Below are 21,265 nucleotides of genomic sequence, written 5' to 3'. Positions count from 1 at the left end.
TTAATGATTTCTCGTCAAAGTGTCATTAACAATTCTTGGTGTCACAAAAATAAGTAGTTCACGTTTATTTTCAGTTTTCGAATCACGACGGAATAATTTGCCCATGAAAGGTAAATCACCTAAAAATGGCACCTTGGTTTGTTTGTTTAGATTTTCTTGTTCAAAAATACCGCCTAATACCACCGTTTCACCATTATTAACCAAGACATTAGTATTCACCATGTTTTTATTAAAATAGAATTGTCCTTGAGGGGTTACACCAGCAATACTATCTTTCTTAATATCAAGATTCATTTGAACCTTTCCATCTGGTGTAATACTCGGCGTTACATCTAAACTTAATACCACATCTTTAAATTCGATTTTCGGCGTTGCATTTGCCCCAGTACCCGTTGAGGATGAAAAAGGAACTTGAGTACCTGACTCAATTTTTGCAGTTTGTTTATCCGCAGTCATAACTTTAGGCGTTGAAATGACTTCACCATAACCATCCGCCTGAACCGCAGACAGTTCTAGATCCAGCATAAAATCTGACAAACTGATTAAACCAAAAGCAATACGACTCGCACCTACTGCTGTTGCCCCCAAATCAACATTTAGGTTACTTGGACGTTCAATTTCATATTTCCACCCCCCTGTATCACTATCTTTAGTAGGCTTTCTTAAGTTCCATAAAGTAGTATTACTACCACCTACTAACAAATCATTATTACTAGTAATACCTTGCGATAGAATACCCCATTTAACACCCATTTCTTTCGTAAAATCGGTACTTGCACTGACAATACGTGCCTCAATCATTACCTGCTTAACTGATACATCCAGCAAATCGACCATTTTACGAATTTGATCAATTTTTTGTGACGTGTCATTAATAATCAGTGTATTCGTGCGAGGGTCAGTAGAAATCGTACCACGAGGACTTAACAAACTCCCAACACTATCTCCCAATGGATCAGCATTATTATTCGGACCTGAAGAGCTGTTACCTGAGCCACTATTTTTACCCTGAGTAATTAATTTCTCAATATCAGCAGCTTTTGCATAACTCAACTTAATATATTCTGTTTGTATTGGAGAAAGCTTAATACTTTGTGCAATTGCTTTGGCTTCTTCTTCTTCTGCCTTAATTAACTCAGAAACAGGTGCAATCCAGATTACATTGCCATTACGGCGCTTATCCAAATTCTTGGTTTTTAATACAATATCCAGAACCTGATCCCAAGGCACATCTTTCAACCGCAGCGTAATATTACCTTGTACGGTATCAGCTGCAACCATGTTTATACTGGTAAAATCAGCCAACAGCTGCAGAACTCGACGCACCTCAATATCTTGAAAATCTAATGAAATTTTATTCCCAGTATAGACTTGGGCTTTAGCTTTCGGAGAAGATTTATCTTCTGGGCGCTTAAGACTAATCGTTAATTTATTTTCCGCTTGGTAAGCCATATATTCATAACTACCAGCAGACTGAATGGTGATAACACCGTTACCTTTATCATTATAAGCATCTACACTTGCGACAGGTGTAGCAAAATCGTTGGTATTTAAACGACGCGCCAAATGGGCTGGAATTTTGTTCCCCATTGTTCGCACCACAATCTTACTACCTTGCTGCTGTACATCGACAGGTGTGTTATTTCCCAATAGGTCAATAACAACCAACCCCTCGCCATCCTTACCGCGCTGGAAACCAATATTTGATACACCTTGCTGTGGTTGTCTGACAACCGTAGCATTACGAACAGCATTTACTGGTTGAACTGCATTTATTTTAAGAATAAACGTGTTCCCTTCAACACGTGTCGTAAATGCTCCTGCTTCCTTTAAATTAACAACTAGACGTGAACGCTGATCATCAGCTGCAACATCAATTGTTGATGCTTCATTAGTTGATACTGGTATTGATGCCTGTTTCAAATTTTGTTGCGTTTTATCAAAATCTAAAATCAATCGAGAAGGTTTTTCCAATTGATATGCCTGCGGTTGTGGAGGCAATCCATTAAACATCACACGAATTTCTGTACCTTGATCAGCCAAACTCATTGGAACAATATTCGTCATACTCACTTGTGCAGATGCAGCTTGCATGATTGCGATGGCAACAGCACCCATAGAAAACTGACGAAATGCATGATTCATGGTCTTCGCTTCCCCAAATAAAGAATCTTTAAACTGTTTTTTCATTGTTATTCCCTTAATCTACTGTGCTGGTCCAATTAAAACGAGTGTTCTAGGCCTTTCCACATAACCCTCTCGCCCATCTGGCACAATTTCTATTAAATCAATTTGTGTAGGGCTAATTTTAACTACACGCCCTTGGTTCATACCCAAATAACTACCAACCTGTACACGTTCAATCTGACCATCTGGTGTTTGAATCAAGGCGATCGTGTCATTTTGCTTACCACGCATACTACCTTTCATATTCAAGGCCTCAAGAGCATAACTCTCTAATGGCTGTGGCTGACGATTAAAATTAGGATAAACACGCTTACCTGCCATAATCTTAAGTTCAGCAGCCAGAGAACTTGGCATAAACGGGCTTTTTAACTGATGTGCCGCATAGTTAAATAATGGTACAGGTGTAAATATAGGTGCAGGTTCAATCGGTAAAGGTGGCTGATTGCGAATTTCTGCCATCTGCTGATTGACTGCATCAATACGGGAATCACACCCGACCAATCCAACAGCGAATATCAATCCCAGGAAAATTTTATAATTATTCATTAATGTTGCCCCCCTTGTGCAGGTGGAGTACTTGTAGAATTGGTTACACTTGTAGATGGATTGGCATCTGCTTGCTCATCCGCACCGACATAGCGATAAGTTTTTGCTTTTACCGTATAATTAATGACTGGAATATCAGATTTTTTCTGAGTATCTTCTGTTGCTTCAACCGTAAAATCATGCAGGGTCACAATACGTGGCAGGGCGGCAATACCTGTAGTAAATGCACCAAAAGCATGATAATCCCCCGTAGCTTCAATACTAATGGGCTGCTCAATAAAAAACTCTTGCTTTACTTCATTTTCTAAGCGGATATTTTTAAACTTTAATCCAGAGTTCACACCAGTTAAATTAATATCTTCAACTAAACTTGGAATTTCAGTTTCTTTCGGTAGTTGTTCTAATTGTTGATTGAAATTTGCTTCCATTTCTTGTAATTGAGCTTGATATTGCTGCAAATTACGTAATTTAGAATCTTTTTCTTTAAATTCATTTAATAAACTTTGCTCTTGTGCTTGAGCATTTGCAATATCATCAAGTTGACCTCTAATTACGACAAAATACCCTAGAGCAAGCACAGCCAGAAAAATAAAAATCCAGCAGGTTATTTTGACAGACGCAGGCCAGCTACCGTAGTTATTCATATCCAACGTATTAAATTGTTGGAAGAACTGCTCTACAGTCATCTTCTTTTTCTTGATCGCCACCGTCTCTTGATTTAAATCATCTGACTTCTCTAAGTTCATTGCGCCACTCCTGATGCTGCTGGATCAGCTTCCGCAGTTGTCCCTATTTCCCCTAAATCCACGGTTACAACAAAGCTTCCATAGTTTTCTTCAACACGTGGCACAAGAGATGCTGCTGTTTTATCTTTTTTCTCTTCAGCTGCCAGAAATGAATTCATAAAGGCATTGCGATACCAAGGTGATGCCTCAAGATTACGCAACAGTTCAGCCACTGTATTTGGACTTTCCGCCTTTCCTTCAATGGTGAACTTATCCCCTGTACGGGTAAATTTAGTAAGATACATGGTTGGTGGTGTCACACGTACCAGTTCATCAACCAGACGCACGGTAATTGGACGCTGCCCTTGTAAGCCTTGAATCAACTTCATACGCTCAATGATTGCATTACGTCGTTCTTGCAAACCATCTAATGACTTAAGTTGAGTATCTAAATTCTGGTTAGTACTTACAATTAGCTGATTTGCCTGTTCTTGATCATTCAACTTATGGTCAAAGTACATCCACCCAGAAAAAACTGATACTACGCCTAATGCTGCTACCCCAGCACAAAATGCAACGAACTGTTTCTTTTTTTGTTCTCTTAGCTCATCACGCCAAGGGAGTAAGTTAATCTTTGCCACTAATCAAAACTCCTCAATGCTAAACCACATGCAACCATCAATGAGGAAGCATCATTTTCAATTTTTTTAATATCAATCTGCGGAGAAAAGCCCATTTGTAAGAATGGATTGGAAATGGTGACGCGATAACCTAGTTTTTGTTGTAACAACTTGGCTAAACCAGGAATATTGGCATTACCACCTGCCAATAAAATATGGTCAATCTCATTGAACTGTGATGATGAAAAGAAAAACTGAAGTGAGCGAGCTGCCTGTTGAACTACGGCATCTAAAAAAGGTTCGAGCACTTCCGTATCATAGTCGTCAGGCAGTGTTCTTTCTTTTTTCGCACGCCCAGCCTCTTCAAAAGACAAACCGTAACGGCTCTGAACATCCTGGGTTAGCTGTCGACCACCAAATACCTGTTCACGTGTATAGATAATTTTACCTTTCTGCATGACAGATAAGGTGGTCATAGTATGACCAATATCTAAAATACCAACTGTGTTTGCACCTATTGGCAAAGTATCTGCGAATACACTGAAAGCACGTTCCATGGCATAACTTTCAACATCAGCAATTTTTGCAGATAAATTAGCCAGCTCAAGAACATCTACACGTGTGTCAACATTTTCTGTACGCGTTGCCACTAACAATACATTTACACGATTTGGGTTTGCTAATTTGTCAGGTAAGACTTCAAAATCTAGACTTACTTCATCCAATGGGAACGGAATGTATTGCTCAGCATCCATACGAATTTGAACTTCTCGTTCATCGGCTGTCATATCTGCATCCATTTCAATGATTTTATTAATCACCATTGAAGTTGGCACAGCTATAGCCACATTCGTCGTATGCGGATTAGCAAGGTTAACGACTCTTTCAAGCGCGTCACCAACTGCTTCTGGATTGATGATGCTTTTTTCTACGACACTGTTTTCAGGCAGTGGCATCACAGCATAGCTTTCAACCCAATATCTACCGTTCTTTACAGAGAGCTCCAATAACTTAACAGTTGTCGAACTAATATCGACACCCACTAACCCCTTATTTGGTTTACGATATAACCTGAGCACAGTACATTCCTATTTATTTTTTTATCCCCAAAAATACAACTCACTAATTTGTTTTGGTCTTTAATTGATACGGATACAATATCTCATCTAACAATCCGTAAGGCTAAAGGATATACTGACCATAATTAGTTTGCCATTCGCTCTTATTAAAACTTACTTATTATGAAAAAGCTATCCAGTTCTGGTATTGTTCGTCCATTTTTTTTGATGCTTATTATTATATTAGTCTCACTTCCAATGGGATTTTATGGCATGTATCTCTATCTAGCACCCTCTTTGCCTGATATGAGTTCATTAAAAAAGGCACCTTTACTAAAACCATTGCAAGTTTACACGGCAGATAATAAGTTAATTGCAGAATATGGCGGCAAACTTTCCATTCCAGTGAAATACGAACAGATTCCACCAGCGTTTATCCATGCATTTCTAGCAGCAGAAGATTCGTCATTTTTTGAACATAATGGGATTAGTTTTAAGGGCTTGGGGCGAGCACTAACAGAATCTATTACAGGGTCAGATGTACAAACTGGTGGTTCAACCATTACCATGCAGGTAGCAAAAAACTATTATTTGAGTCCAGAACGAACACTTAAACGCAAACTAACTGAAGTTTTTCTTGCTCGCAAAATCGAGCAAAATCTCACCAAACAAGAAATTCTAAGCTCATACGTCAATAAGATCTTCTTAGGCAAAAATGCTTACGGAATTGCTGCAGCTGCACAAATCTATTACAACAAAAATATTAATCAACTTACCATTGCGCAAATGGCAATGATTGCAGGATTACCGAAAGCACCATCAAAATACAACCCTGTCGTCAATCCTGAACGCGCACTTGAACGCCGGAATTGGATTTTAGGGCGTATGCTACAACTTGGCTATATTAATCAGAGTCAATATCAAAAAGCTGTTGCTGAGCCAATCAACCTGAATATGATTGATCGCTCTGTCAGTAATGTTTTCCCGTACGTTGGCGAAATGGTTCGTTCAGAATTGGTTGAAAACTTTGGCGAGCAAGCAATTGATTCAGGATATAAGGTATATACGACGATTGATAGTAACCGTCAACGTTACGCTGAAGAATCAATTCAAGACGGTTTAGAAGCCTATGATCGCCGCCATGGTTGGCGTGGACCAGAAGCACATGACAAACCTCTTAACCAGTTTGTTCCATATGCAAACACCTATCCAGCACAAGTCATAAAAGTGAATAACAATTCTTTTGATGCCTTGATGCAAGATGGCTCAACAGTTACCGTAAATTGGGCAGGAATGTCATGGGTTCGCCCTTATCGGAATGCGAACAGTGTAGGCGGCGCTATGTCGAATGCTTCACAAATCGTTAAAGTGAAAGATATTATTCGATTACGCCCCAATGAAAACAAAACCGTTTGGTCTTTAGTACAGGTTCCTAAAGTTCAAGGTCAATTGATTGCATTGAATCCAAATGATGGCTCCATAGAAGCTGTTGTTGGCGGCTATAGTTTTTATCAATCTAAGTTTAACCGTGCGTTACAAGGGTGGAGACAACCAGGTTCAACTATTAAACCATTTGTTTATGCATTGGCACTTGAACGTGGTATGACACCTTATAGCATGGTGAACGATAGCCCCATCAGTATTGGTAAATGGTCTCCAAAAAACTCCGATGGACGCTATCTTGGGATGATCCCCCTGCGCCGTGCGCTCTATTTATCACGAAATACTGTATCAGTCCGACTATTGCAAACTGTGGGAATTGAACGCACACGCCAACTATTTATGGATTTTGGATTACAAGAAGATCAAATTCCTCGTAACTACACAATCGCATTAGGAACACCTCTAGTACTCCCTGTGCAAATGGCTACAGGCTACGCCACTTTTGCAAATGGCGGTTATCGCATTCAGCCCCATTTTATTAAACGAATAGAAGATGCATCAGGCAAAGTAATTTATGAAGCAAATCCAGAATACGCTTGTATCCCTTGTATTAGTGATCCAAATGCCTATGCAACAGCCGATGCTATTCAAGAGCAAGATGCTGTAAATGAAATCACCAATGAAACTTTAGATGATGTATCTGCCGCATCTGAAACTGTTACATCTAACTCTCAAACAGCCGCAACGACAAATAGTAATTATCGCCAAGCGCAACGCATTTTAAAATCTAGCTCAGCTTATGATATGGCTAATATTTTACGCGATGTGATTCAGCATGGTACTGGACGAGCAGCACTTAAAATCGGTCGTAACGATTTAGGTGGAAAAACAGGAACAACCAATGATGCAAAAGATGCATGGTTTGCAGGTTTTAATGGAAAATTAGTTGCAATCGCCTGGGTTGGTTTTGATCAACCTCGTACACTCGGTCGACGTGAATATGGCGGAGTTGCTGCTTTACCAATTTGGACGAATTTCATGGCGAATTCGCTTAAAGATACGCCATCAGCTTGGGTACATTTCGATAAAGACGCGAAAGATCCAATTTCATTCGACAAATTACAACTGGAGAAAAATGAAGGGCAAAAAGAATATCGTGCTTCCCCACCGTTGGCACGCCCACTTTATCGTCCTGCTCCTGTTGCACCAACTCGCTCCGCGCAAACTGACTTCTCAGATTTACCAGATACAGCACCATCTGATGAAGAGCAAATTATTGTTCCAGCGATGGAAACAGCATCACCCCAAAAAGAACATGATGGTATTGAAAATTTAATTAATAATATTCAATAAGTAAATTTAAAAGAAGCCATCAAATTGATGGCTTCTTTCTTTTTTGGAATACATAAATTTGAAAAGCGGCTGTCACTAAGAAATGCTGTTCTTGTTCTAAAATCATTCTTCGTTCAGGATTCGCTTTATAAGCATAAGGTGTCATAGCAATCAAATTTTTTAGCGCTTGTTGATCTAACTCGATTGCACTCTCGACAAGCTGTTGTTGCTGCAATTCAAATTGACCATCTAGCTGTTCTAAAAATTTTTCTGGTTCGTGTAAATTTACTTGCTCAAATAAAGCTTCACGCAACCTATAGAGATGTCGAGGTGCAGGTGTCACCACAATCAGATGACCATTCTCTTGAAGAACACGTGTAATCTCTTCTTGTGGAATTGGACTAAATAAACTAGTACACACGTCGATTGAATGATCCTGTACGAGCAATGTTGCACCCGTCCCAACAACCCAAGTGACTTTGGAGTTGAGTTTTGCAGCTCGTTGTACAGCTGTTTTAGCAATGTCCACACCTATACAGTGTTGAGTATGCGCTTGCATCGCACTGGTGTAATAACCTTCACCACAACCAATATCTAAAATAGTTTTCGGCCTGAGCCGCTGCAACAGTTCAACAATCGCCTGCTGTAACGGCTGATAAGCACCTGTTTGCAAAAATTCACGACGAGCCAATACCGACTCTGCAGTATCCCCTGGTGTCTTACTATGCTTATGTTGTACGACATGCAGATTGACATAACCTTGTTTGGCGACATCATAATGATGGCCTTTTTCACAACGCCAAGAACGCTCAACCAAATTCAATGATTGGCGACAAACAGGACACATCAATAAATTCATCTATTTTCTCCAAACATAAAAAAAGCTGGTGATCACCAGCTTCTTTTTGAATCATGGTTTAACGCAACTTTAAGGTCATTAAGCCTAACACAACAAGGAAAATGGTAATAATCCAAAAACGAATAACAACCTGTGTTTCCTTCCAACCTTGTTTTTCATAATGATGGTGTAAAGGTGCCATCAAGAAAACGCGCTTATTCCGCATTCGTAATGAACCAATTTGTAAAAACACAGAAACGGCTTCCATTACAAAGACACCACCCATAATCGCAAAAACGATTTCTTGGCGGACCATAACAGCAATTGTACCTAGCATCGCACCAAGTGCCAAAGCCCCGACATCACCCATGAATACTTGAGCAGGATGCGCATTATACCAAAGGAAAGCCAAACCTGCGCCAACCATGGCTGAACACACCACCACCAGTTCAGAGGTATATTTTACATAGGAAATATGCAAATAATTGGCAAACCGAATATCACCTGATAAATAGGCAAATACACCCAAACCTGCTGCAACCATGACAATTGGCATAATTGCCAATCCATCCAATCCATCCGTCAGATTGACTGCATTTGACGCCCCATTAATCACCAAATAAGTGAAAACAATAAATGCTAAACCAAACGGCACCGCTGAAAGTGGAATGGAGAGATTCTTAAAGAATGGAATCAGCAAATCTAGCATATTTGCAGTATTCATTGGATTATCTTGTTGCTTTGCAATTAGATATAAAGCAATACCAGCACCTAATGATGCCACAGAAGTCCAAAAGAATTTTTTACGTGCAGGTAAACCAGCATTATCTTTATAACGAACTTTAATCCAGTCATCTGCCCAACCAACAGCACCAAAGACCACCATAACACCCAATACAATCCAAACATAAGGGTTTGATAAATCAGCCCATAATAAGGTACTAATACCAATTGAGAGCAGAATTAAGATCCCGCCCATCGTTGGTGTTCCCATCTTCTTCGCATGATTTTCAGGAGCAAATGAGCTTACTGCCTGACCATATTTTAAGGCTTGTAATTTACGGATCATCACAGGCCCCAAAGCCAAGCCAATGGTCAAAGCAGTTAATACACTCAACAAAGAGCGTAATGTTAAATAACGAACCACTTGGAAAGAGCTGTTATAGCCTGCCAATTGTTCAAATAACCATAACAACATTTAAATCTTCTCCATCAAGTCAGCCATCAACGTTTCCATATGGGTATAGCGAGAACCTTTAAATAGGAAACTCATGTGCTGGGGTTGATGTGTCTCTACTAAACTCATTAAAAATGACAAAGCTTGCCCCTGATTCAGAAAAGCTTGTAATTTTTTACCGTATTGTGTGCTTCTTGCACCTTCTTGAGTGGCAGGTGAGAATTCACCCACTGCAACTACAAAATGAATACCTTGCATCGAAACCAAATCTCGGCCCAACAAATAATGTTGTTGCGCTGCTGTACTTCCAAGCTCACCAATATCCCCGATTACCATCACTTTAATGCCCGTTTGTTGAGCAAGAACTTCTGCTGCTGCACGCATTGAAGTTGGATTGGCATTATAAGTATCATCAATGAATAAGTGATTTTGGTGTTGAATAAAATTCAGACGCCCTTTGGCACCCTGTGCTTGTTCTAAGCCTTGTACAACATCATCAAGCGCAATCCCAATTGCCAAGGCAAATGCTGTTGCAGCAGTTGCATTTTGCACATTATGAGCACCTGCAAACGGTAGATCTACTGTACGGATACCCTGTGGAGTATGTAAATTGAATTTTGCTGATTGAGGATGTAATTCAACCTCTGTCGCAAACACATCGCCACCATCACCAAAACTCAACATTGAATGAGCTTGAGCATTTTCACGAATAGTCGCTGTAAAATCATCATCAGCGGGAACAACCGATATTCCGTCAGGCAAAATATGCGAATAGATTTCTGATTTAGCGCGACAAATGCCCTCACGGCCACCAAATTCACCCAAATGCGCTGTACCAATATTCAAAATCCCCGCCACATGTGGCTGCACCAGATTCGAGGTGTAATCAATTTCACCTTGGTGACTGGCACCCAACTCCATCACAGCATATTGATGCTCCTGACGCAGTTCCAGCAACATCATCGGCACACCCAAATCATTATTCAGGTTGCCACGCGTGATCAAGGTTGGTGCTAAACGGGATAAAATACTACCCAACATTTCTTTCGTGGTGGTTTTACCACTACTGCCTGTTAAAGCAATCACTTTCAACTGTGGATTTTGCTGACGGCGATACGCTCCAAGATGCCCTAAAGCCAAACGTGTATCTTTAACGACGAGTTGTGCAATATCTGCATCAATTGGGCGCTCTACGATGGCAATCTCACAACCTTGCGTCGCCACTTGTGCTACAAAATTATGAGCATCAAAGCGCTCACCTTTTAAAGCAAGAAAAACATCTCCAGCTTCAGCATGACGAGAGTCAGTCAAAATACGTTTAATTTCGCTTTGTGGAATCTTATGATTATGCCATCCACCTTGAGTCGCTTGTTGTAATTGCTCTGCTGTCCAAGGTTCTAGTGGAACGGTGCTGGTTGTTGAAGTATGCATACGCTTTATTTACCTTTTAACCTTAGTGTGCAGGATAAGCTGAATCTACAGAATGTGGCTGAGCATTAATCGCAGATTGCACTTCGACTACATCATCAAACCAGTGACGAACGCCATCTACTTCCTGATAGTTTTCATGACCTTTGCCAGCAATCACGACAATATCTCCAGCTTGAGCTTGAGCAACCACAAATTTAATCGCTTCACGGCGATCATGAATTTCATGTACGCTGTGTTCTGCAAAATCAATTCCCTGCTTCATATCAGCAAAAATCTGTTCAGGGTTTTCAGTTCGTGGATTATCCGAGGTGAGAACTACTGGATTAGCATGATCAAGCGCAGCCTGAGTCATTAAAGGACGCTTACCGCGATCGCGATCACCACCGCAGCCAAATACCGCCCATAATTGTCCAGTGACATGACGTTTCAACGTGGTTAACACCTGAATCAATGCATCAGGTGTATGTGCATAATCAACGACAAATAGACGATCCGCATCTTGAATGACTTGCATTCGTCCTGGTGCACCCTTAAGTTGCGGAACAAACTGCACTAAATCAGCAAGCGAAAAACCAGCATATTCTGCTGCAATCAAGCTTGCTAATAAATTTTCTACATTAAAATGTCCAAGCAATGGGCTTTGCACAGCAAATCTACCTGTTGGACTAATCAATGTAAAACTTGCACCACTCAAGCGATATTGCAAATGATCAATATAATAATCCGCAGAAGTTTGAGTCAAAGAATAAGTCAAAACTTTCGGTTTTGATGGATTTTCTTTCGCAGCAGCCAGCATCACGTTTGCATGTGCATCGTCGATGTTAATCACAACGACTTTTAATGTAGTAAATTTAAATAATAGCGCCTTAGCTTCTGCATAAGCCTCTAAAGTACCGTGATAATCCAAATGATCACGACTTAAATTACTATAAACTGCTATCTCAAGATCGCAACCATTCAGACGACCTTGTTCCAGACCATGCGAACTCGCCTCAAGTGCAACAAAATTAGCCCCTTGTTTAGCGTAATCATGCAATGCCTGCTGTAATTGCAGCGCATCTAAAGTGGTGTGGGTTGAGGGGGTCAAGTTTGGCAAGATACCATTGCCTGTTGTCCCCATCACTGCACAGCCTTGCCCTTGCGAACTAATTAACTCTGCAATTAAGCGTGAAATCGTGGTTTTACCATTGGTACCTGTGACTGCAATACCACGTAATAACTCTACAGGATCGACCGCTTGTAAATATTGCTGCTGCCATTCACCCATAAGAAAACGTACTTCAGGGCAAACCCATTCGTTCGCAAGCCCCAAACTTGTTTCACTAATGACCGCCAATGCCCCTGCATTCAGCGCATTTTGTGCAAATTGACGGGTTTTTTCAGGTTGGCTATAACTACTTAAAGCAATAAAAATCTGCCCAACTTCAATCTTACGGCTGTCTAGACAAAAGCCTTGAAAAGGCTGAGTGAACCAAGCCGCATCGATATGAATCGGATATATCTGCTGAAAACTAATCGACATAATCTACCTACGGATTGGATTTTATAGAGGTATCAAGTGGTTTATCTAAAGGTACATTCAGTAATCGTAGCGATTCTTGCATAATTCTCGCAAAAACGGGCGCTGCAACGAGACCACCATAATAACGACCTTGAGGATTTTCAACGACGACAATCATCGCCAGACGAGGATCACTCACTGGAGCAATCCCAGCAAATAAGGCACGATATTCATTACTCGAATAACCTTTACGGTCAGCTCGTAATTTATGTGCCGTACCTGTTTTACCACCCACACGATAACCAGGAATATTGGCCTGTGTAGCTGTACCACCTGGCATAGTAACTTGCTCAAGCATCAATAACACTTGATCTGCAATCTTAGGATCAAGAACTTGCTTACCTTGGGGTGCTTGATCTAATTTTCTAAGACTTAATGGCATTTCCACACCATGGTTTGCGAGCATCGCATAACCTTGTGCAACTTGGAGAATGGTTGCGTTTAAGCCATAACCATACGCCATCGTACCCAACTGAGAGGGGTTCAACTTATCACCCGAATACAACAGCCCTGCGCTCTCGCCTGGAAATTTCACATCAGAACGATGCCCAAAACCGACACGACGGAAGAATGATGGAATCGCATCTTTAGGTAACGATAACGCAAGTTTGGCTGAACCCACGTTAGATGATTTAACAATAATACCTGTCAGGGTTAATGCACCATAGTTGTGTGTATCACGAATGGTATGCCATCCCAACTTCATTGAACCTGGTGAGGTATTCACGATTGTGTTTGGCGTGTATTTGCCACTTTCCAAGGCAGCTGCAACAGTAAATGGCTTCATCGTCGAACCCGGTTCGAACATATCGATTGCACCACGGTTACGCATTGCATCTTTGTTGGCTAAACCATTTTTATCATTTGGGTTATATGACGGCCAACTGGTCATTGCTAAAATTTCACCAGTTTTTACATCTACAGCAATAGCGGTTGCCGAACGAGCATTATTTGCAACACCAGCAGCGGTCAATTCACGATACATAATATATTGCAAACGTGAGTCGATACTGAGCGTGACATTTTCACCTGACTCGACTTCTTTAATCACTTCTGAGACTTTAAGACGATTACCTTTTTTATCCCGAATAATTTTTTGTTCACCATCGACGCCTGACAACTGTTTATTCAGTTGCATCTCTAAACCTTCAACCCCAACACCTTCACTATTGGTTAAACCAATAATTTGTGCATTCGGCTGTGGTTGCGGATAGTAACGCTTATACGTCTTTTCAGCATAAACCCCTTGAAAGTTTCGCTTGGTAATGAGGTCAGCTTGCTGTGGTGGAATTTCTTTTTGTAGTACCAAATAACGTGAGCGTGGACGAGCTTCCATTTGCTTTTTGAGATCAGCACGGTCTACACCAACCGCATCTGCCAACTCATCCAAATTCAAGTTTTTATCAGGTAATTGACGTTTTAATTTTCGGTTATGTGGATCTTTTTTTAATTCGGCTGTGATTTCATCAAATTGCTGTTTCGTTTCCCAATAATCTCTTGGGTCAATCACAATTTTCATGATCGGTGTACTAATCGCTAAAGGCACTCCGTGGCGATCACTAATCACACCACGCATTGCTTCTAGGCGTTCCGTACGCAAAATATTGGCATTCGCTTTATTTTGTAAAAAGTCTTTATTGACCACTTGCACATAAAATGCACGTGCAATCAATACAATAAAGCACAGCAATACCGTACCCCAAAGCAAATAAAATCGCCACATGTCTAAAGCAAGTGTCGGTCTTTCAGAAATAGACTGCTGTTTTTTTCGTATTGGTTTACTTCGCTTATCTGCCATACAGCATGCCTTATTTGTCTTGCTTTGAAGTCATAGGTAAAGAAATCACAACCGTTTGTGCTGCGGGTGGTGAAAACATCCGCAATTGTGTAACAGCACGAGAGCCAATCTGCGCAGTTGCACCAAACGTTTGCTGTTCAATCAGCAAGCGCCCCCATTCTGCATTCAGATCGTCTCTTTCACGCATATAAGCACTTAAATCACGATAATCATGACGATATTCAAACACTTGAAAGACCACCATCATTGCGCTTGTGAATACCATCGCAATCAGCACAGCATACACTACAACTTTTTTCAGTCCTTTCTTGCTGCTAGATATGATCTCATCATCATTCTTTTTATTCATTATCTGCCTTTCTGCTCTAAACGCTCTGCTACACGTAACCATGCACTACGTGAACGAGGATTTGCTTTTACTTCTGCTTCACTCGCACGAATACGAGACACTTTCTTTAAACGTCGCGTATCAACCTGTGCTTGAGGCATTCCCCAACCATGATCTTCCGCTAAAGTTGATTCTTTTTGAATAAATTGTTTAATCAAACGATCTTCCAAAGAGTGGAAGCTAATCACAGCTAACTGTCCTTGTACTTTCAACAATTCTACAGCTTGCGGTAAAAACGTTTCAATATCATCAAGCTCTTTGTTAATTGCAATACGAATCGCTTGGAAAGTACGCGTTGCAGGATGTTTATGCTTTTCCCATTTCGGATGAGCAACTTTGACAATTTCTGCAAGTTGAGCAGTTGTCGTAATTTCACCTGCCAATTTAATCGCTTTGGCAATACGACGGCTATAACGCTCTTCGCCATATTGGAAAATAATATTGGCTAATTTTTCTTCTTCGATTTCAAGTAACCATTCCGCCGCAGTTAAACCTTGAGAATTATCCATACGCATGTCTAGTGGGCCATCTTGCATAAAGCTAAACCCACGTTCTGCTTGGTCAAGTTGTGGTGAAGACACACCCAAATCGGCCATAATGCCGTCAACTTCGGTAATACCAATATTTATTAATTCCGCCTGAATATCGGCAAAACTGGCATGAATAATTTTAAACCGCGAATCTTCTTGTTCTAATTGTGCGGCAACTTCAAGTGCCTGAGGATCTTTATCAAAGGCGTAAACACGCGCATTTTGATCCAATTTGGAAAGTAAGAGCTTGGTATGCCCTCCTCGACCAAACGTTGCATCGACAAAAATACCAGTATCGCGACCTGCCAATACGCCATCAACGGTTTCATGAAGTAAGACAGAAATATGCGACATAACAATAGGATCAATAGCTAAAAATGTAACTGCACATTATCACCTTGTTTTATCCCAGTACCAAACGACTTTTTGTAGAGAATTCTTAACTTTTCATAGATAAAACCGTTTTCTTATCATTTTTTATGCAACAAAAAAGCAAATACTCCGTGTATTTGCTTTCCCATATCCAATCACAAATTTTATATATAATTTATTTACTGTTTATCTGCATAAATTTGATCAAAAATCGCACCATTCACAAAGTGGGTTTTTTGCGCTTTTGCCCATCCACCAAATACATCATTAATGCTGAAGAGTTTGATCTTTGGAAATTGTTTTGCATATTTTGCTGCAACTTGCGGATTACGTGGACGGAAATAATGTTTTGCTGCAAGTTCCTGCCCTAAAGGTGAATAAAGAAAATTTAAATAACCGCGCGCTAAATTGCGATGACCATCTTTATCCACGGTTTTATCTACAATCGCAACTGAAGGCTCAGCCAAAATCGAAATTGATGGATAAACAATATCGTATTTATCTTTACCTAAACCTTGGGTCGCCAATAAAGCTTCATTTTCCCATGACAGTAACACATCGCCTATACCTCGCTCAGCGAATGTAGTTAAAGAACCCCGCGCTCCCGAATCAAGTACTTTGACATTTTGGTATAATTTTTTCACTAAATCACGGGCTTTAGCATCATTACCACCGGGTTGTTTCAAGGCATAGCTCCATGCAGATAAATAAATCCAACGCGGTGCACCCACTGTTTTCGGATTTGGGGTAATAATTTCGACACCCGCTTTGGTGAGATCATTCCAATCACGGATATTTTTCGGATTTCCTTTGCGCACAAGGAAGACAACCGTTGATGTGTAAGGTGCAGAATTATTTTTAAATTGTTTTTGCCAATCTTTACGAATGAGACCTGCATTGGCAATTTCATCAATATCATTCGCCAAAGCCAATGTCACAACATCAGCCTGTAAACCATCAATTACCGATCTTGCCTGTTTGCCTGAACCACCATGCGATTGTTTAAAATCGACCTCTTGACCTGTACGCTGTTTCCAATATTGACCAAATGCTTGGTTATATTCTTGATAAAACTCTCGTGTTGGATCATAAGATACATTTAAGAACGTTGTAGCTGCCTGCGCTATGCTACTTAAACCCAAAGCAAGCAATGCTGCGGCGATCACTGTTTTCATTTATTATTCACTCATTTTCTGTATATCTGTGACCACTATATTTATTTAAAAATAATTTACAATCAAATAGTTATATCAATAATTTAGAAATTATTCTTTTTTTTATATATCGCAATATTAAGGATGTATTGCAGTTAAAATGCTAAGTGTTTATTCATGTTATTTTTATTTTGAGAAAAATTATCATTCTCCACTTTTTCTACACATTTGCTTGTTAGATTTGATTTGCACATATTCTAGCCATCAGGCTTACAATACCCAAAAGTGTGTTTGTTTGTTTATTATTTTTTGTAAAAAGTGTGACGTAGTTATACTTTTTATTAAAATTTATGTTTGAATCGTATGATTAAAGCAATACTATAGTCATTTAGTTAGTCTTGTAGACTCGAAGTCATGAAGGGGATGTTACCGTGCAAGCATCAAAACTTAAAAAAACACTATGCTTAAGCTTATTTTTGGTGTTTTCTATTCAAGTTGGACATGCAGCCGCAATTAAAGAAAACAATAATATTAAAATGATAGACAAATCGTCTTCGTTAATTGTGAAAGCGCTTGATCAACAAAAACGTAATACAGCCATGTTGCCTTCAACAGATGACGAATTAAAAATGTTGAATACGATCCGTACAACGCCAACGCAAACGTTCTTTGCAAGCCAACACGAACGTTTTTCACGCTTTGTTCAGACTATTTTTCAACCGCACACATCTTGATCTTTTCAATATGTAACGCTCTACATGTTTAAATAAGCCTAGTCATGCTGTGACTAGGCTTTTTCGTTATAATAGTTTCAATTTTAATTTAAGCTTCGATAATTTATGAAAGTTCGTACCCGTATTGCGCCTTCTCCTACAGGTTTCCCTCATGTAGGTACTGCTTATATTGCGTTATTTAATTTATGTTTTGCTAAACAGCACGGCGGTGAATTTATTTTACGTATTGAGGATACAGATCAACTCCGTTCAACACCTGAATCAGAAAAGATGATTTTAGATTCTTTACGTTGGTTAGGATTGAACTGGTCAGAAGGTCCAGATGTGGGCGGCCCTCATGCGCCGTATCGTCAATCGGAACGTATGGGGATTTACAAACAATATGCCTTAGATTTGGTTGAAAAAGGACATGCTTTCTATTGTTTCGCAACAGCAGAAGAGCTAGACCAAATGCGTGCAGAGCAGCAAGCACGTGGTGAAACGCCAAAATATGATGGGCGTGGCTTAAAACTTTCACAAGAAGAAGTACAACAACGCCTTGCTGCGGGTGAACCACATGTCATTCGAATGAAAGTACCTGAAGATGGTATTTGTAAGATTAATGATTTGCTTCGTGGTGAAGTGGAGATTCCCTGGGCACAAGTTGACATGCAAGTGTTGCTAAAAACGGATGGTTTACCAACTTATCACCTTGCTAATGTCGTGGATGATCATTTGATGGAAATTACCCATGTATTACGTGGGGAAGAATGGCTGCCTTCAGCGCCTAAGCATCAGTTGCTTTACCAATATTTTGGTTGGGAAATGCCAACTTTATGTCATATGCCATTGTTACGTAACCCAGATAAATCAAAACTGTCTAAACGTAAGAACCCAACTTCTATTAACTATTATCGCGACATCGGTGTATTACCAGAAGCATTATTGAATTATTTAGGTCGCATGGGTTGGTCAATGCCTGATGAGCGTGAAGTATTCACATTACAGGACATGGTTGAAAACTTTGATGTACAGCGTGTTTCATTAGGCGGCCCAATCTTTGATGTTGAAAAACTTAATTGGCTGAACGGTCAATGGATCAAAGGCTTAACACCGGGACAACTTCTAGATCGCCTATTAACATGGAAAAGCGACCGTCAAACACTTGAAGACATTGCGGCTGCGATTCAACCTCGTATCAATCTACTCTCAGAAGCTGTGAATTGGGCTGGTTTCTATTTCAATCACATGCCACAAATCAGTAAAGAACAGTTTGAAAGCAAAAAATTGACCGAAGAACAAGTTCGTCAAAGCTTACAATTTGCAATTTGGCGCTTAGAAAGTCAGTTTACGTGGAATAATGATACTGTCAGCCAAACACTGATGGATTTAGCCACTCAAATGGAAGTTAAACTTCGTGACTTTATGCCAGCATTCTTTATTGCGATTGCGGGTTCAACGAGTTCAACGCCTGTGATGCAATCTATGGTAACACTAGGTCCTGATTTGACTTTTGCACGTTTACGTCATGCCTTAGAAATCGTAGGTGGGCCAAGCAAGAAAGAACTTAAAGTTTGGGAAAAATTAAACGAATCACTCAAACTGCCGAAAAATGATGCAAATAGTGAGAATTAATTCAGTTTAATCATTGACGTGTGAGCGCATTCACCCTAATATTGCGCTCACACAAACTGGGGTCATAGCTCAGTTGGTAGAGCGCTACAATGGCATTGTAGAGGTCAGCAGTTCGATCCTGCTTGGCTCCACCAAACTTTAATTTGTGTTGCCTCAATAAGTCCCTATCGTCTAGAGGCCTAGGACATCGCCCTTTCACGGCGGTAACCGGGGTTCGAATCCCCGTAGGGACGCCATATTTTATGCAAAATAATTAAAATTATAATTTTCAACTAAACATTCATTCATTCAGATTGCACATTTCAAAATTTTACATAAAATACCCGCTTCTCCACGCTTGGACAAATTGTGGTATGCAATCTTCCAACTCAAATGCTACCTCTGAATCAAAAACATTAAAACGTGCAATGAGCACCCGTCACCTAGTGATGCTTTCATTGGGCGGTGCAATTGGTACAGGTTTATTTTTAGGTTCTGGCGAGGTCATCGCTCAAACAGGTCCTATCGGCGCAATTATTGCCTACTTTTTAGGTGGTTTAATTGCCTATATGGTCATGCTCTGTTTAGGTGAGCTCGCAGTACATATGCCTGTGGCTGGATCTTTTGGCGCATACGCTCAAAAATATATTGGCCCAGGAACGGGTTATATGATTTCTTGGCTGTATTGGCTGACATGGACCGCAACGCTTGGTACAGAATTTACTGCCGCAGCCTTACTCATGCAAGAATGGTTCCCTCATATTTCAATGTGGATTTGGACCATTATTTTTGCAATTACAATTTTAGGATTAAATTTAAGTTCAACCCGCATTTTTGCTGAATCAGAATTTTGGCTTGCATTAGTCAAAGTCGTTACTGTTATTGTCTTTATCCTTTTAGGTTTATGCGCAATTTTTGGTTTCATTCCATTCCAAGGCACTGAATCAGCACCGTTATTTCATAACTTAACGGCACATGGTTGGTTTCCACAAGGTCTTTTTCCAATTTTCACCACGATGTTAATTGTTAACTTTGCCTTTTCTGGAACTGAACTCATTGGTGTTGCCGCAGGTGAAACCAAAAATCCAGCTGAAAATGTTCCGAAAGCAATTAATGCAGCAATTTGGCGACTATTAATTTTCTTTGTGGGTACGATTGTTGTTATTAGTGCATTACTTCCTTTCCATATAACTGGCCTAGGCGGTGATGGAGTGAGTAGCAGCCCTTTCGTAACAGTATTTAAATACATCGGTATTCCATATGCCGACGATATTATTCGCTTCGTGATTATTACTGCCTTATTATCCGCTGCAAACTCAGGTCTCTATGCGGCTTCTCGCATGATGTGGTCTTTATCTGATCAACGCCAACTGCCAAGCATATTCTCAAAATTGTCTAAGAGTGGTACGCCTATCATTGCGCTAGTGGTAACCATGTTTGGCGCAATTCCCGGATTGCTATCTGAGCATTTTGCCCCAGAGACAATTTTCAAGAATTTACTAGGTGTTGCTGCATTTACCATGGTCATCGTATGGATGAGTATTTGTTGGAGTCAGTTTAACTTTAGACGCCAATGGTACAAGGCTGGACATTCAGCAAAAGATTTAAAATTTGCTGCACCACTTTATCCAATCGTTCCCATCTTAGGTTTTGTTTTCTGTTTAATTACAGGTCTCAGCATGGCATACGATCCTGAAATGCAGGCTGGCTTTATCGGATGTTTATTATTCATTGCTGCGTGTTATTTAAGTCACTATCTTTTCTATCGTGATCGTAAATAAAATGATAATGAATAAAAAATGCAGCTTAGGCTGCATTTTTTATTTAACTTAAATTAA

At 40.1% G+C, this 21,265-nt stretch carries 16 protein-coding genes, 2 tRNA genes and 1 pseudogene; 6 read left to right on the top strand and 13 right to left on the bottom strand.

Translation table 11 applies throughout. The annotated features are described in order from the left end of the window. Genes pilQ through CDG55_RS02460 form a run of 5 tightly spaced genes read right to left on the bottom strand, consistent with a single transcriptional unit; the run spans position 1 to position 5,157 of the window. The gene (pilQ, locus tag CDG55_RS02480) at positions 1 to 2,145 is read right to left on the bottom strand and encodes a type IV pilus secretin PilQ family protein (RefSeq protein WP_162620847.1); all 2,145 of its coding nucleotides are present in this window, start codon (positions 2,143 to 2,145) and stop codon (positions 1 to 3) included. A 60-nt stretch (positions 2,146 to 2,205) separates the two neighbouring features. After that, positions 2,206 to 2,733, bottom strand: coding sequence for a pilus assembly protein PilP (locus CDG55_RS02475; RefSeq protein WP_087535968.1), 528 nt, complete (start codon positions 2,731 to 2,733; stop codon positions 2,206 to 2,208). Continuing rightward, the gene (locus CDG55_RS02470) at positions 2,733 to 3,479 is read right to left on the bottom strand and encodes a type 4a pilus biogenesis protein PilO (protein WP_087535967.1); all 747 of its coding nucleotides are present in this window, start codon (positions 3,477 to 3,479) and stop codon (positions 2,733 to 2,735) included. The genes CDG55_RS02475 and CDG55_RS02470 overlap by 1 nt, the downstream gene beginning before the upstream one ends. Continuing rightward, positions 3,476 to 4,099 carry a PilN domain-containing protein gene (locus CDG55_RS02465; protein WP_087535966.1) on the bottom strand — a complete coding sequence of 208 codons (624 nt, stop codon included), beginning with the start codon at positions 4,097 to 4,099 and terminating at the stop codon, positions 3,476 to 3,478. The genes CDG55_RS02470 and CDG55_RS02465 overlap by 4 nt, the downstream gene beginning before the upstream one ends. Further along, the gene (locus CDG55_RS02460; RefSeq protein ID WP_087535965.1) at positions 4,099 to 5,157 is read right to left on the bottom strand and encodes a pilus assembly protein PilM; all 1,059 of its coding nucleotides are present in this window, start codon (positions 5,155 to 5,157) and stop codon (positions 4,099 to 4,101) included. The genes CDG55_RS02465 and CDG55_RS02460 overlap by 1 nt, the downstream gene beginning before the upstream one ends. A 162-nt stretch (positions 5,158 to 5,319) precedes the next feature. Here CDG55_RS02460 and ponA point away from each other — a divergent pair, with 162 nt between their 5' ends. Then, positions 5,320 to 7,872 (top strand): penicillin-binding protein PBP1a, encoded by a 2,553-nt coding sequence (gene ponA, locus CDG55_RS02455; protein WP_087535964.1) that lies wholly within the window; start codon positions 5,320 to 5,322, stop codon positions 7,870 to 7,872. A 19-nt stretch (positions 7,873 to 7,891) separates the two neighbouring features. Here ponA and CDG55_RS02450 read toward each other — a convergent pair whose 3' ends face one another. The 8 genes and pseudogenes from CDG55_RS02450 to CDG55_RS02415 form a co-directional block, all read right to left on the bottom strand. Then, positions 7,892 to 8,710: a putative RNA methyltransferase gene (locus tag CDG55_RS02450; RefSeq protein WP_087535963.1), complete on the bottom strand. Its 819-nt coding sequence runs from the start codon at positions 8,708 to 8,710 to the stop codon at positions 7,892 to 7,894. A 58-nt stretch (positions 8,711 to 8,768) separates the two neighbouring features. Continuing rightward, positions 8,769 to 9,887, bottom strand: a complete 1,119-nt coding sequence (gene mraY, locus CDG55_RS02445) for a phospho-N-acetylmuramoyl-pentapeptide-transferase (RefSeq protein WP_004660135.1) — start codon at positions 9,885 to 9,887, stop codon at positions 8,769 to 8,771. Next, positions 9,888 to 11,297, bottom strand: coding sequence for a UDP-N-acetylmuramoyl-tripeptide--D-alanyl-D-alanine ligase (locus CDG55_RS02440; protein WP_087535962.1), 1,410 nt, complete (start codon positions 11,295 to 11,297; stop codon positions 9,888 to 9,890). It abuts the gene before it with no gap. Positions 11,298 to 11,319: 22 nt separating this feature from the next. Beyond that, the gene (locus CDG55_RS02435; RefSeq protein ID WP_087535961.1) at positions 11,320 to 12,819 is read right to left on the bottom strand and encodes a UDP-N-acetylmuramoyl-L-alanyl-D-glutamate--2,6-diaminopimelate ligase; all 1,500 of its coding nucleotides are present in this window, start codon (positions 12,817 to 12,819) and stop codon (positions 11,320 to 11,322) included. A gap of 3 nt (positions 12,820 to 12,822) precedes the next feature. Continuing rightward, positions 12,823 to 14,656, bottom strand: a pseudogene (gene ftsI / locus CDG55_RS02430) (penicillin-binding protein PBP3). Between the two features lie 10 nt (positions 14,657 to 14,666). Beyond that, on the bottom strand, positions 14,667 to 15,005 hold the full coding sequence (ftsL, locus tag CDG55_RS02425) for a cell division protein FtsL (protein WP_004660120.1): 339 nt from the start codon (positions 15,003 to 15,005) through the stop codon (positions 14,667 to 14,669). Beyond that, a complete protein-coding gene (rsmH, locus tag CDG55_RS02420) occupies positions 15,005 to 15,928 on the bottom strand; it encodes a 16S rRNA (cytosine(1402)-N(4))-methyltransferase RsmH (protein WP_087535959.1) in 924 nt (307 codons plus the stop codon). Before rsmH ends, ftsL begins: the two co-directional genes overlap by 1 nt. 197 nt (positions 15,929 to 16,125) lie before the next feature. Beyond that, positions 16,126 to 17,121, bottom strand: a complete 996-nt coding sequence (locus CDG55_RS02415; protein ID WP_087535958.1) for a sulfate ABC transporter substrate-binding protein — start codon at positions 17,119 to 17,121, stop codon at positions 16,126 to 16,128. A gap of 467 nt (positions 17,122 to 17,588) precedes the next feature. Between CDG55_RS02415 and CDG55_RS02410 the strand changes: the two genes are divergently transcribed. The 5 genes from CDG55_RS02410 to CDG55_RS02390 all read left to right on the top strand — a co-directional run bounded on the left by CDG55_RS02410 (position 17,589) and on the right by CDG55_RS02390 (position 21,208). Next, positions 17,589 to 17,834 carry a DUF4179 domain-containing protein gene (locus tag CDG55_RS02410; protein ID WP_372616323.1) on the top strand — a complete coding sequence of 82 codons (246 nt, stop codon included), beginning with the start codon at positions 17,589 to 17,591 and terminating at the stop codon, positions 17,832 to 17,834. A gap of 105 nt (positions 17,835 to 17,939) precedes the next feature. Beyond that, entirely contained in the window at positions 17,940 to 19,448 is a 1,509-nt protein-coding gene (gene gltX / locus CDG55_RS02405) for a glutamate--tRNA ligase (protein ID WP_004660111.1), read from the top strand. 58 nt (positions 19,449 to 19,506) lie between these two features. After that, positions 19,507 to 19,582, top strand: a tRNA-Ala gene (locus tag CDG55_RS02400). A 26-nt stretch (positions 19,583 to 19,608) separates the two neighbouring features. Continuing rightward, a tRNA-Glu gene (locus CDG55_RS02395) sits at positions 19,609 to 19,684 on the top strand. A gap of 117 nt (positions 19,685 to 19,801) precedes the next feature. After that, positions 19,802 to 21,208 carry an amino acid permease gene (locus tag CDG55_RS02390; RefSeq protein WP_087535957.1) on the top strand — a complete coding sequence of 469 codons (1,407 nt, stop codon included), beginning with the start codon at positions 19,802 to 19,804 and terminating at the stop codon, positions 21,206 to 21,208. Positions 21,209 to 21,265 lie beyond the last annotated feature (57 nt).

Source organism: Acinetobacter sp. WCHA45 (genome assembly GCF_002165255.2).
Classification (GTDB): domain Bacteria; phylum Pseudomonadota; class Gammaproteobacteria; order Pseudomonadales; family Moraxellaceae; genus Acinetobacter.
The sequence above is the reverse complement of the archived record's forward strand: the minus strand, read 5'-3'. Positions and strand labels throughout refer to the sequence as shown.